We start from the raw sequence: 12,433 nt of genomic DNA on the forward strand, positions 1-12,433 counted from the left end.
AACCAAGGCGTTTATTGAGGATTTTTATTTTATGTTAAATACAATATCAGTCAGAATCAGAAAATATAATCTGTGCTTAAAAAGTTAGAATCATGTTCTCTGACAATCGTATTCAGCAACTCTTTGTTGGAATCCGTCAGTTTTGCAGCCACCAGAGACCGTATGGAGAATGAGCGGAGCGCATCAAACACGGAAAGTGTTCCTTCTGCACTGTCTTTTCTTCCGGTGAAAGGAAAAACATCAGGACCTCTCTGTGCCTGGCAGTTGATATTGACACGGCTTACAAGATTTACAAACGGATCAATCAGTCTTGCTACTTCCTGCGGATCTTCACTGAAAATACTTACCTGCATCCCATGGGAAGCATTCACCTGATATTCTATAGGCTCCTCTATATCTTCGAACGGAACAACAGGAATCACAGGACCAAACTGCTCTTCATGGTAAAGCTTCATATCACTGTTTACAGGATACACTACGGCCGGAAAAACAAAAGATTCATCTGTATAGCCCCCATCTTCATTCAGCACTGCAGCTCCTTTCTGTAAGGCATCATCAATACATTCTTTCAGATAAGCAGGTTTGTTGACTTCCGGAAGTGGTGTTACTTTTACATCTTTTTCCCATGGCAGCCCGGCCTTCAGCGAAGAAACTGCAGCACTCAATTTTTCTGTAAACTCCAGGGCCACTTCTTTCTGGACAAATATCAGTTTCAATGCTGTACAACGTTGCCCGTTGAAAGAAAGTGCTCCCAAAATACACTCACTTACCGCTACATCAAGATTCGCATTTTTGGTAACGATGGCTGCATTTTTAGCGTCCAGACTTAGGATCGCTCTTAAACGGTTTACCTTCGGGTGCAGTTTTTTCAATCCGTTAGCTACTTTACTTGAACCGATAAAAGCCAGAACATTCACTTTTCCGCTTTCCATAATCGGTGTGATAATTTCTGATCCTTTTCCGTATAATGTATTCACCGTTCCTTTCGGGAATGCTTCTTTAAAGGCGTTTAATAAAGGATAATGAGCCAGAACACCGTGCTTTGGAAGTTTAAAAAGGATGGTATTTCCCATGATCAAAGCAGGAATCAATGTGGTAAAAATTTCATTCAGAGGGTAATTGAATGGCCCCATACTTAAGACCACGCCCAGCGGTGCTCTTCTGATCTGCGCAATGGTTCCTTCAGCCTGTTGAAAGCGGGAAGATTCTCTGTCAAGATCCTTAAGAGCATCAATGGTCTGATTGATATAATCTACAGTACGGTCAAATTCTTTGGTAGAATCAGCAAGTGTTTTTCCGATTTCCCACATCAGCAGTTTGATAACCAGATCTCGCTGCTGGATCATCAGATAGACGAATTTCTGCATGCATTTGATTCGTCCTTCCACCGACATGGTAGGCCATTCACCAAGTCCGTTATCATAAGCTTTTACACAGGCTTCAAGAACTTCCATAGCCTCATTCGGACCAATATTCGGGATGCTTCCCAGAAGTTTTCTTTCCAATCCGTTTTCTGTGGGGATGCACACCGGAGAATAAATTTCCGTGACATCGCCGTTCCACTCTACCAGTTCCCCATTCAAAAGATAAGTTCTCTGATGGATAACCGGAACTTTATATTCTTCCGGAATTTCGTTTTCTCCTTTAAAAATGTTGTGATGAAATGATGCTGTATTTTCTGAACTCATAAATCTTTCTATTTTTTTATGTGATAAGATTGAAATTGTCTCAAAATTTAAATTATTTGACTTTTGTCATCCTGACGAAGGAAGAATCTTTATTGATTTTTATATGAGATTCTTCATTACATTTTATTTCATTCAGAATGACACCTTTGAAACTACTACATTTTATAACATAAAGGTAGAGGTAAAATATTTTAGAAGAAACAATCTGACAATAGATTCGATCTATTTGAATTAAAATTAATCTCAGCTCCTAAAAAAAGAATAATTTAGCTTAAAAATAAATTTCATGTTTTCAAAATTAGTTTGCAGCACACTGCTATTCTTCTCTGCAGTGGGGTTTGCCCAAAAATCTAAAGCGATCAATACTGTTTTAATGGGAGGAAAAGAAGTTCACACGTACGCCAAATTACCCGCACTAAACAAGCCGGCTCCCAAATTTACCCTTACAGATGTTAATATGAATGATCAGACACTGGATTCATTCAAAGGTAGATATGTTATTCTGAATATCTTCCCGAGTGTAGACACTGGTGTTTGTTCAGCTTCTGTGCATCATTTCAATGAAGAGGCGGGAAATCTTCCCAATACTGTAGTTCTTTGTATTTCCAAAGATCTGCCGTTTGCCCAGAAAAGATTCTGTGGTGCGGAAGGAATCAAAAACGTAGTAATGCTTTCTGATTTCCGTTCCGATTTTGGATGGAACTATGGGGTGGAACTGGTAGATTCTCCAATGAAAGGGCTTCTGAGCAGAGCTGTTGTGGTGATAGATCCTTCAGGTAATATCATCTATGAAGAGCAAGTACCGGATATTTCTCAGGAACCAAATTATGAAGCAGCTATTGCGGCTGTGAAATAGTGAATCACATTAAAACCATTAAGAACATTTAAAAATATAAGATTATTAAGATAAGCGCATAGCTTTTTAAGAACATCTTGATGTTTCTCTTAACTTACCTTCACAACTTCAATATTCTTAATGGTTCAAAATAATAATAAAACTCAGCGTGCAGCTGAGTTTTTTATTGATGTTGAAAAACGCAAAGGCGCAAAATGGTATTTAAAATATACCTTTTTAAGGCGCAAAGATTTTATCTCCGATAAAATTCATAACATTCCACTTGCTGAAAATCTTTGATTTTCTTGCGCCTTAAATAAATACAACACTTTAAAAACCTTGCGTCTTTGCGTTTTCCCAACACAATAAACAAACTATAAAACGCAAAGTTTTAATTTAAAAATGAATAATTCAAGGGAGCAAAGAGGGAATCAATCAAGATTGATTGTATGAAGCGAACGTTTAAAATTTCCAACAAAAAGAAATATTTTTTCGGGTAATATTTTGCATATTTGTAGAAAATACGGTCATGCAAAAAGAAAAACTACGCAACGTAAGAAAAAGAAAAGGCTTCACACAACAGCAAGTCGCTGAATATATTGCTACAGATGTCTCTAACTACAGCAGAAAAGAAAGTGGAGATGTAAAGATTTTCAATGATGAATGGGAAAAAATTGCCCGTTTCCTGGAAGTTCCCGTAGAGGAAATCTTTGAAGAAGAGGAAGCAAAGCAGATCAATCATTTTGAAAATAATACCAATAGTAACAATATAGGAAATGTTAGTGGTAATTATTATTGCAATGTTCCAGAATTTCTTCTCGAAAGCCAAAGAGAGCTTATAGAAATGCTAAAAAAAGAAAACCAGAGATTACAAGAAGAGCTAAATGCTCTTAAGAAAAAATAAAAAACTCAGCTATATGCTGAGTTTTTTTGTATTGTAGTTGGGATCAACGCAATGGCGCAAAATGATATTAAAAATTTCTGTTTTAAGGCGCAAGGATTTTATCTCCGATAAAATTTCAACACTACCACTGTCATTGCGAACCGAAGGTGAAGCAATCTCAATGTTCACTCTCAGATTGCGCCAATCAAGTAGATAAATAGGAAAAGATCTGTGAAATCTGTGGGAAAATAAAGAGTCTTAATTTGTTTTATATTTTTTTCTTTTTGTAGTAATTACGATTACCCCATCTTTAGCTTTTTCGCCATACTTTGCAGAGGCTCCCTTCAGAACATTCATTGTTTTTATCATATTAGGATCCAGAGCTTTTACTTTTTCATAATCACTGATCTTTCCATCTACAACATACAGTGGATTATAAGGTCTAGCTTTACTTGAAGGTACTCCACCAATACGTACTGAACTTATACTTTGAACAACATTGGGTGATACCTGCGTAGTTAATGGTTGGGCTAAATTGGAGGCAGATGTTTTACTTTTCTTCTCTTTGCAGGCTAAAGCATCAGCAGGTACTACAGAAACTGATCCGAGTAACTTTCTGTCTTTATGAATGCCAAATTCAGTAAGGGTAATTTCCTTGATGTCTTCAGTTTTTAAAGTATCATTAGCTGTCTTTTGCTGTGCATTCACACTTATAATACCTCCTGTTGTCAACATAAAGCCCACCGCAAATTTCACAAAAAGAGCGTTGATATAAGAATAATGCAGATCTCTGTTGAGCTGTGAAGGAAGAAAACTACCGCAGATCTCATTCGATGCTTTTGCAAAAACATCTATAATCTCATCATCAGGAGCTCTTCTGAAGTCTCTTACTGTTTTGGAACAGACCGCACAAAATCTTCCTTTCTCATCGGGTGTCATGGCGTTCCAGTTTTCATGACAAGGTTTTGGTATGGTTATTTTCATAAAATTCTTTTCTTATAAAGATGCAGTGATACAAGAAAAGGTTGGAACACAAGTATACATTTCAATAAAATTGTTTAATTACAAACATACCCACAACCAACCTCCTGACATTTCTGAAGGTTTCCCACAACTTACAGGAGACTTCCCGAGAGGTCGGAAGTCGCAAACATCCTTGTTTTTAACAAACGGAGGATTTCGGAAGTTTGTTTTACTGTTGTTTTAGACTTGCGGAGGGTTTGGGTGGTTACAAACGGGGATGTTTTTTAAGGTAGGATGTTTTGGGGTTACGGGAACCCGTAACGTTTTAGAAGTAATAAAATATATATTTGGTAACATTTCCGTATTTCTACGGAAATTATAATAGGGATTATTTTATAAATTACAGAAATTTTTAACAAAACCTTAACAAAACATGAAAACTACATTTCAAGGTTATTATAAGAAAACTGAAGAAGAAATCGAAGCCATATGGAATAATGGATTAATAATATTTGATGCGAACGTTTTATTAAATTTATATCGTTATTCTGATACAACAAGAGAAACCCTCATAGACTTAATATCAAAATTTTCAGATAAAATTTATATTCCTCATCAGGCAGCTTTAGAATATAATCGTAATAGATATGAAGTTATTGCTGAACAAGAAAAGGCATATAAAGATTTTTTAAATAAAATACATCAAATTCAGCAGGATCTACAATCAACAAATAAACCACCATTTCTATCTTCAAGCATAGATTCTGAACTAAACAAAGTGTTTGAAAATGTTAGCAAAGAAGTTGAAGAGAGCATAAAAAAATATTGTGACTTTTTAAAAGAAGATCCAATTTATAATAAACTAACAGAATTTTTCCGGCTAAAAGTTGGAGAAGAATTTAATAGTAAAGAATTAGAAGAAATATATAAAGAAGGAGAAGATAGATATACAAAGAAAATACCTCCGGGATTTGAAGATGAAAAAACAAAAGATGGTCTTCGAAAATTTGGAGATTTAATTTTGTGGAAACAAATAATAAAACTTTCTAAGGATTTAAATAAAGATGTAATTTTAATTACAGATGAAAGAAAAATAGATTGGTGGTGGAAATTAAAAGATGGAAGAAATATGGGGCCGAGACAAGAATTGGTTGAAGAAATTTACAAAGAGTCCCAAAAACAATTCCATATGTATTCTTCTGAAAGATTTTTAAGTTATGGTCAAACATATTTGAAGGAACAAATAAATAAAAAGGCACTAGAAGAAATTCAAGCTATGAAAACAGCAGAACTTGAGATTATAGAAAATGAAAAAGGCAGATTCTATTTCAATGAAAAATCTAGAGAACAAACAGATCTCTTACACAATAGATTACTTGAAATTGAAAAGTTAATTCATAATGATGATAAAATGATTTCTATCTTAAATGACTATAGTAGCAATGAGAAAATAGAAGATCGAATAAAAAATTATAATAACTATATTCTAGATTTAAGAAAAGAAAGAGATTTAATTAAGGATAAGATTGATTATTACAATAAGCATTCATATAGAAATAATTATATTAAACATAAAACATCTGAAATTGATGAAGAAATTTTAAAGAAATTTATACAAATAAATTTCGATAATAATAAAAATAAGTACGAATAATATATCATCGCTAAAATAGCTTTGAAACTTATATCCATTGTTACTAACATTATATGAATTTTTAAAGTATGGCAAGTAAGATAATTTTCGAAATAAAGGACAATTTTATTAATTTTCAAAAGCTTTTTGAAAATAGTAAAACTATCATTAAAGATCAAATTATTTTAGTTGAAAAGGAAACAAAAAAAGATTGGACAATTGGTAACTCTTGTACTGAAATAGAATTAGAATTTGATGATTTAGAGTTTATTGTAGAGAAGAAAAAGCTCAACAAAAAATATGGAGTAAAGTTCAGAAGTCAAAAGTTTTGTAAGATCCCTTTTTTTCGTTTTGATTCAGATGGTCCTGCACATCGAAATTACGATGAGAATATTCCTTTGAGTGAGCAAATGATTACAACTCCACATTTTAATACATTCAATTCAGAAGGAGTTTCCATAGCTTATAAAAATGACATATTAAAAAATGAAGAGACTGCTAAAATTATAGTTGATGATATAAATTTTGGAGTATCTTTATTTTGTCAAGAAACCAATTCGAAATCTAGAAATAAAGATTTTCCTGAAATTGTTTTGAAAGAGGCAACTTTGAATTTCAACTATGAAGAAATGATTAATTTTGATGACTTAAACTTTGAATAATGGAAAATGATGAAATAATTAATTTAATAAAATCATCTTTTTGCAACTTAACCAGTGCAAGAATTAGAAATAATTTTATAGAAATTATTACAGGTTATTCCACTATAAACTTTAAGTTTATTTCTGTTTTTATTCACAAAAATAAAAATGGAAAATATATTGTTTCTGATTATGGATGGCTGGATCAAAATTATTATGACATATCCTTTAGCGAAGAACAAGAAGAAATTGCTGAAAGAATCAAGCAATCATATTTATTCTCCTATGACATAAAACAAACAGAGGATGTTGAAAAAAATGTTTTCTACTATAAATCTACAAACAACATTTCTAATATTCCTTCTCTTGTTTTTGATCTGTCTAATTTTTTAGTAGGAGTTATTAATGCTTATTGTTTAAGATATAAAGATGAAAAAGATGAGCGGGAAAAAGAAAATTTCAGAATTGAAGCAAACAACTTTTTAAAGCAACATTATAATCAAAATGTAAAACTAGACAAATTTCTAACAGATCTCAAGAATATAAAATTTAATGCAATCATATTTAAAGGTAGTAAACTCAACTTATTAACATATGTTACAGGCTCAACTCCACAATATTTCGAAAATGGATTAAGAAAGTCAATTGTTAATTTTGAGATATCAGAAAAATCAATAGAAAATAAAGATATTACTGAAAAGATTTCTATAATTAATGACTCTTGTGATGGTTTTGTAAAATCACGTTCTGAAAGTTTGTTAGAATTGCTTCAAGAAAAAACTACAAGACATCCCATTTTGTGGAGTGAAAAAGAAAAAATATTAGAAATAATATAGTATGAAAATCTGTCTAAAGAATAAAACCTGCCTCGTAGCAGGTTTTCATTTTAAGATTGAGATTCTTCATTCCATTGCATTTCATTCAGAATGACAGTTTTCCTTACAAATATTAGTTAAGATTCTACCAGCACAGCTCCATCCTTCAAAGTAAGAAACGCCTGTCCTACTTCCTCTGAAACATTTTTCAAATCCTGATCATCAAAAACCTGAGGGATATAGCATTTCTCATGAGCAAACAATCCGTAATGGATAGGCACCAGCTTTTTGGCATGCAGAAGATGAGCTGCTGCAAAGGCTTCTTTCAGATTAAGGGAAGCAGGAACCGGACTGTATTCTAGTCCAATGATCTCAAAATTTACTACTACGCCGTTTACGGGTAAGAAAGCGTAATCTATATTGGGATTTTCTTTTCCAAGCTTCCAGAACTGGTTATGCCAGATGGTATCGCCACCATGAAATATTTTGGTCGTTCCATCATCGACAATCCAGGAAGATTGTATTTCTCCTACTCCATCCATAGCAAATACGGGTTTGAAGGTGATATTGTTTTCTGTGAAGGTTTCATTTAGGTCAAGAACAATAATTTCTACGTCATCCACCAACTTTTTTACAACAGTTTCCAGTCCTGCATAGACAATCAGTTTACCGTCTTTTTTTAAGCATTTTCGGATCACTCCTTTATCAAAATGATCAAGATGCATATGCGTAAACAGAATATAATCTGCCTTTACATGGTCTAAAAATTCTATAAGATTCTCTACGGCATCTCCCAAAACAGGTTTATAGTAAGAGAAATCTTCTACAGCGTCTATTAAGATGGTTTTGTTGTGTGAAGTGAGGCGGATGCCTGCCCAGTTTAATTTTTGTATTTCCATATTCTTTTTTCAGCAAAGGAAGGAACTTATGGAAGGTAAGACAATAAACAAAAGATAATTAATGGAGTGTTTTACGGATGGGAGATGGAAGTTGATTCTTTCTCTACAGTTTCTATTGTCTTTTCTTTGAATTAACAGTAAGGATTTTATAAACGCAAAGTTTTTATTTATTAACTGCAGATTCTAAGGGGGCAAAGAAGGCGGCAAAGCCGTTGTCCAAGCTAATGATAAGAGCACGCTTCATCAAATCGATTGAAAATCGATTCATCCTTTGCTCACTTATAATGTGGATTTAAAATTGAAGCTTTGCGTTAAAAAAACTCTGCAAGATAATATAGTCTTAGTAAGTTCTTTTATTATCTTCAAATTTCCAGCTTATTACAAAATCCTTTTCCTAATTCTGCTTAAAGAGATTGGCGTAATGCCAATATAAGAGGCAAGGTATTTCAGAGGAATATTCTGAATGTAATGAGGTTTGTTCTTGAGCAAGTATTCATAGAGGTCCTGTGGAGTGTTTTTCAGCAGGAGCATTTCTCTTTTCATCGCAGCACTAAGTTTTCTGCTCAGATAGTAATTCTGCACGAAACGGCAGTGTGGATTTACAGCAAACAGGTTTTTCACTTCATCCAAGGTAATCTCCCATGCCAATCCTTTATTGATGGATTCGTAAACGGCATCGGAGCTTTTTTCTTCCACTGTAAAAATATCACCGGGAAAGTAGAATTCTGCACAGATTTCAGTATCAATATCTGAGGAGTTGTTGATGTAATATTTACGGACAAGCCCATCTTCTACAAGATAGGCTCTGTTGTCTGTAAATATGTTTTTCTTTGAAAATTCAACCTCAGCAAACTTCTCCCATACAGGATCACTATCCTCTACGTTCAGGTGTGAAAACAGTTTTTTGTTGATCGTTGCCAATGCTGAATTTTATATTATAGTAAATTTTCGTCTACAAGGTTTGGAAGCGTTACTTTCAGATTAGGTTCTGCTTCCATCGCTCTTTTAATAGCGAAAACAGCGCCTTCGTTTCTTGCCCAGCTTCTTCTTGAGATTCCGTTATTCACATCCCAGAAAAGCATGGATTTTAATCTTCTGTCGGCATCATCACTACCATCAAGGAGCATTCCGAAACCTCCGTTGATAACTTCTCCCCAGCCTACTCCACCACCATTGTGGATAGACACCCATGTAGCTCCACGGAAACTGTCTCCAATCACGTTGTGAATGGCCATATCTGCCGTAAATCTTGATCCGTCATAGATATTGGAAGTCTCTCTGTAAGGAGAATCTGTCCCTGAAACATCGTGGTGATCTCTACCTAATACTACAGGTCCGATTTCTCCGTTTTTAATAGCTTTATTGAAGGCTTCTGCTATTTTCATTCTTCCTTCTGCATCTGCATAAAGAATTCTGGCCTGAGAACCTACTACCAGTTTATTTTCCTGTGCTCCTTTGATCCACTGGATATTGTCTTTCATCTGCTGCTGAATCTCTTCAGGAGAATTTTTCACCATTTCTTCTAATACAGCACATGCAATATCATCGGTTTTCTGCAGATCTTCCGGATTTCCGCTGGAACATACCCAACGGAACGGTCCGAAACCATAATCGAAACACATAGGTCCCATAATATCCTGTACATAACTCGGATATCTGAATTCTCTTCCTAATGTCGGATTTTCTGCCATTACATCAGCACCGGCTCTGGAAGCTTCCAGTAAAAAGGCATTTCCATAATCAAAGAAATAGGTTCCTTTTGCTGTATGTTTGTTGATGGCTGCAGCATGTCTTCTCAGTGTTTCCTGAACTTTTTCCTTGAATAACTCAGGGTTTTCCGCCATCATGGTATTAGATTCTTCAAAACTTTGCCCTGCAGGGTAGTAACCTCCGGCCCAGGGATTGTGAAGCGAAGTCTGATCTGACCCTATGTCAATTCTTACATCTTCCTGATCAAATTTTTCCCAAACTTCAACAATATTTCCAAGGTAAGCCAAAGACACGGTTTCTTTGTTAGCCTGTGCTTCTATTACTCTTTTAACCAATTCATCAAGATCTTCATGGATTTCATTCACCCATTTCTGATCGTGGCGGATTTTTGTGATCTTAGGGTTCACTTCTGCACATACCGTAACACAGCCTGCTATATTTCCTGCTTTTGGCTGAGCTCCGCTCATTCCACCTAATCCTGAAGTTACAAAAAGTCCTCCTTTAGGCTCTTTTTTGATTTTTCTGAAAGCATTTAGCACCGTAATCGTTGTTCCGTGAACAATCCCCTGAGGGCCGATATACATATAACTTCCTGCGGTCATCTGTCCATATTGGGTAACCCCTAACGCATTGAATTTCTCCCAATCATCCGGTTTTGAATAATTCGGGATCATCATACCATTCGTTACAACCACTCTTGGTGCATCTTTATGAGACGGGAACAATCCCATCGGATGTCCTGAATACATCACCAATGTCTGATCATTATTCATTTCCGACAAATACTTCATCGTCAACAGATACTGTGCCCAGTTTGAGAAAACCGCTCCGTTTCCACCATAGGTAATCAGTTCGTGAGGGTGCTGGGCCACGGCATAATCCAGGTTATTCTGAATCATCAGCATAATGGCTTTGGCTTGCTCAGACTTTCCGGGATAATCTGTGATAGGCCTTGCCTTCATTTCATAATCCGGACGGAAACGGTACATATAAATCCTTCCATAATCTTCCAGTTCCTGTTTAAATTCAGGAATCAGTTCTGCATGAAACTGAGGATCAAAATAACGTAAAGCATTCTTCAATGCCAGTTTTTTCTCTTCTTCTCCTAAAATTTCTTTACGCTTCGGAGCATGGTTGATATTCGTCTCGTATGGTTTGGGTTGCGGCAGCTGATCAGGAATCCCCTGCTTTATCTGTTCTTGAAATGTCATATTACTATTTAAAGGTCTATGTTTTAAACAATGTTTGAAGTTTTAAAGATATTCAAAATAGGAAATATAGGCAAGAGGGGAAAGAAGAATGGTTTAAGGTTTAAGGTTTAAGGTTTAAGGTTTAAGGTTTAAGGTTTAAGGTTTAAGCAAAATTATTGAATCCGGATATCTCACAATTTGATATTAATACTATATTTGAATAAATACACCTCAATTCCCCTCCCCCGGAGGGGTGGATTTCAAAGTTAACAACTTTGAAAGACGGGGTGGTCAAAACACAACAATGAAAGAAATCCTTACTACCATCAACGGAATTTCTATCCGCAGGAATTTCGTTGAAAACCTACCCTACAATCCTAATTTAAAAGCATTATTAAAAGAAAAACGTAAAGCCCGGATCTTAGGTGAAGTAATCTTCTGGAAGAAAGTCCGTGCAAAAAAATTTTATACCATTGATTTTGACAGACAAAGGATTATTGGAAATTATATTGTTGATTTCTATGTAAAAACGCTTGGGCTCATTATAGAAATAGATGGATCAAGTCATGATGAGAAAGAAGTTTATGACAGCATAAGGCAGAAAGATCTGGATTCATTGGGATTATTGGTTTTCAGAATCAGTGATTTTGATGTAAGAAATAATCTGAGTCTGGTGATGAAGGAATTGGAGGATTTTATTGCGCTGCATTATGGAACCACCCCGTCTTCAAAAATTCTTTAATTTTTGAATCCACCCCTCCGATAGAGGGGAATTGTTCTTACGGATATGAGTTGATATTCAACATAAAAAAACCTTACTGAAATTCAATAAGGTTGTTTTTTTTATCGTTAAAATTTAGGTTAAAACATCATCATTTTCTTCTTCATGGTCATCTTCATTATCGCTGAGACTCCAGTAGTTGTTTTCTTCATCTTCCTCTCCTATTTCTTCCATTTCATCATCGTCCTCAGCTCCGGGAATGTCTAGCCCTTTATCAATTTTATCATCGTCAAATTCTTCATCCAGAATAGGATTTCCGTCGCCATCGAGCGAAATATGTTTTTCTCTCTTAAATATATCTTCACTGGGGTTATAATCCATCTGTTCTAACCTCTTGTTTTGTTCATTAATATTTTTCTCTGGTGCCATACTATTTAAGATTTTAGGTTTATATC

At 34.9% G+C, this 12,433-nt stretch carries 13 protein-coding genes; 7 read left to right on the forward strand and 6 right to left on the reverse strand.

Going from position 1 to position 12,433, the window contains the following annotated elements; all coding sequences use genetic code 11:
- Positions 1-56: 56 nt before the first annotated feature.
- Positions 57-1,688 carry an NADP-dependent glyceraldehyde-3-phosphate dehydrogenase gene (locus tag J2786_RS08580; protein ID WP_047433572.1) on the reverse strand — a complete coding sequence of 544 codons (1,632 nt, stop codon included), beginning with the start codon at positions 1,686-1,688 and terminating at the stop codon, positions 57-59.
- A 286-nt stretch (positions 1,689-1,974) separates the two neighbouring features.
- Here J2786_RS08580 and tpx point away from each other — a divergent pair, with 286 nt between their 5' ends.
- From tpx to J2786_RS08595, 3 genes are all read left to right on the forward strand, one after another.
- On the forward strand, positions 1,975-2,544 hold the full coding sequence (tpx, locus tag J2786_RS08585; protein WP_185097557.1) for a thiol peroxidase: 570 nt from the start codon (positions 1,975-1,977) through the stop codon (positions 2,542-2,544).
- A 120-nt stretch (positions 2,545-2,664) separates the two neighbouring features.
- The gene (locus J2786_RS08590; protein ID WP_156121523.1) at positions 2,665-2,823 is read left to right on the forward strand and encodes a hypothetical protein; all 159 of its coding nucleotides are present in this window, start codon (positions 2,665-2,667) and stop codon (positions 2,821-2,823) included.
- Positions 2,824-3,052: 229 nt separating this feature from the next.
- Entirely contained in the window at positions 3,053-3,427 is a 375-nt protein-coding gene (locus J2786_RS08595; protein ID WP_047433574.1) for a helix-turn-helix domain-containing protein, read from the forward strand.
- Between the two features lie 237 nt (positions 3,428-3,664).
- Here J2786_RS08595 and J2786_RS08600 read toward each other — a convergent pair whose 3' ends face one another.
- The gene (locus tag J2786_RS08600) at positions 3,665-4,390 is read right to left on the reverse strand and encodes a TonB-dependent receptor plug domain-containing protein (protein ID WP_047433575.1); all 726 of its coding nucleotides are present in this window, start codon (positions 4,388-4,390) and stop codon (positions 3,665-3,667) included.
- A 412-nt stretch (positions 4,391-4,802) separates the two neighbouring features.
- Between J2786_RS08600 and J2786_RS08605 the strand changes: the two genes are divergently transcribed.
- From J2786_RS08605 to J2786_RS08615, 3 genes are all read left to right on the forward strand, one after another.
- Complete coding sequence (locus tag J2786_RS08605; RefSeq protein ID WP_047433577.1) at positions 4,803-6,023, forward strand: PIN-like domain-containing protein; 1,221 nt, start codon at positions 4,803-4,805, stop codon at positions 6,021-6,023.
- 68 nt (positions 6,024-6,091) lie between these two features.
- The gene (locus J2786_RS08610; protein WP_047433578.1) at positions 6,092-6,664 is read left to right on the forward strand and encodes a hypothetical protein; all 573 of its coding nucleotides are present in this window, start codon (positions 6,092-6,094) and stop codon (positions 6,662-6,664) included.
- Positions 6,664-7,479, forward strand: a complete 816-nt coding sequence (locus J2786_RS08615) for a hypothetical protein (protein ID WP_047433579.1) — start codon at positions 6,664-6,666, stop codon at positions 7,477-7,479. Before J2786_RS08610 ends, J2786_RS08615 begins: the two co-directional genes overlap by 1 nt.
- Positions 7,480-7,595: 116 nt before the next feature.
- On the opposite strand, the gene J2786_RS08620 is transcribed toward J2786_RS08615, so the two are convergent.
- The 3 genes from J2786_RS08620 to hutU all read right to left on the reverse strand — a co-directional run bounded on the left by J2786_RS08620 (position 7,596) and on the right by hutU (position 11,278).
- Positions 7,596-8,357: an MBL fold metallo-hydrolase gene (locus tag J2786_RS08620; RefSeq protein WP_052187085.1), complete on the reverse strand. Its 762-nt coding sequence runs from the start codon at positions 8,355-8,357 to the stop codon at positions 7,596-7,598.
- Between the two features lie 378 nt (positions 8,358-8,735).
- Complete coding sequence (locus J2786_RS08625) at positions 8,736-9,278, reverse strand: Crp/Fnr family transcriptional regulator (RefSeq protein WP_047433580.1); 543 nt, start codon at positions 9,276-9,278, stop codon at positions 8,736-8,738.
- A 14-nt stretch (positions 9,279-9,292) separates the two neighbouring features.
- Positions 9,293-11,278, reverse strand: coding sequence for a urocanate hydratase (hutU, locus tag J2786_RS08630; protein WP_047433581.1), 1,986 nt, complete (start codon positions 11,276-11,278; stop codon positions 9,293-9,295).
- A 283-nt stretch (positions 11,279-11,561) separates the two neighbouring features.
- Between hutU and J2786_RS08635 the strand changes: the two genes are divergently transcribed.
- On the forward strand, positions 11,562-11,999 hold the full coding sequence (locus tag J2786_RS08635; protein ID WP_052187086.1) for an endonuclease domain-containing protein: 438 nt from the start codon (positions 11,562-11,564) through the stop codon (positions 11,997-11,999).
- Between the two features lie 114 nt (positions 12,000-12,113).
- Here the strand turns inward: J2786_RS08635 and J2786_RS08640 are convergent, their stop codons facing one another.
- Positions 12,114-12,407 (reverse strand): hypothetical protein, encoded by a 294-nt coding sequence (locus J2786_RS08640; RefSeq protein ID WP_047433582.1) that lies wholly within the window; start codon positions 12,405-12,407, stop codon positions 12,114-12,116.
- Between the last annotated feature and the right edge of the window lie 26 nt (positions 12,408-12,433).

The organism is Chryseobacterium vietnamense (genome assembly GCF_031454475.1).
GTDB classification, from domain to species: Bacteria; Bacteroidota; Bacteroidia; order Flavobacteriales; family Weeksellaceae; genus Chryseobacterium; species Chryseobacterium vietnamense.

Coding starts and splice junctions, on each gene's coding strand:
- J2786_RS08580 (WP_047433572.1), bottom strand. CDS start 1,688: ATGAGTTCAGAAAATACAGCATCATTTCATCACAACATTTTTAAAGGA.
- tpx (WP_185097557.1), top strand. CDS start 1,975: ATGTTTTCAAAATTAGTTTGCAGCACACTGCTATTCTTCTCTGCAGTG.
- J2786_RS08590 (WP_156121523.1), top strand. CDS start 2,665: ATGGTTCAAAATAATAATAAAACTCAGCGTGCAGCTGAGTTTTTTATT.
- J2786_RS08595 (WP_047433574.1), top strand. CDS start 3,053: ATGCAAAAAGAAAAACTACGCAACGTAAGAAAAAGAAAAGGCTTCACA.
- J2786_RS08600 (WP_047433575.1), bottom strand. CDS start 4,390: ATGAAAATAACCATACCAAAACCTTGTCATGAAAACTGGAACGCCATG.
- J2786_RS08605 (WP_047433577.1), top strand. CDS start 4,803: ATGAAAACTACATTTCAAGGTTATTATAAGAAAACTGAAGAAGAAATC.
- J2786_RS08610 (WP_047433578.1), top strand. CDS start 6,092: ATGGCAAGTAAGATAATTTTCGAAATAAAGGACAATTTTATTAATTTT.
- J2786_RS08615 (WP_047433579.1), top strand. CDS start 6,664: ATGGAAAATGATGAAATAATTAATTTAATAAAATCATCTTTTTGCAAC.
- J2786_RS08620 (WP_052187085.1), bottom strand. CDS start 8,357: ATGGAAATACAAAAATTAAACTGGGCAGGCATCCGCCTCACTTCACAC.
- hutU (WP_047433581.1), bottom strand. CDS start 11,278: ATGACATTTCAAGAACAGATAAAGCAGGGGATTCCTGATCAGCTGCCG.
- J2786_RS08635 (WP_052187086.1), top strand. CDS start 11,562: ATGAAAGAAATCCTTACTACCATCAACGGAATTTCTATCCGCAGGAAT.
- J2786_RS08640 (WP_047433582.1), bottom strand. CDS start 12,407: ATGGCACCAGAGAAAAATATTAATGAACAAAACAAGAGGTTAGAACAG.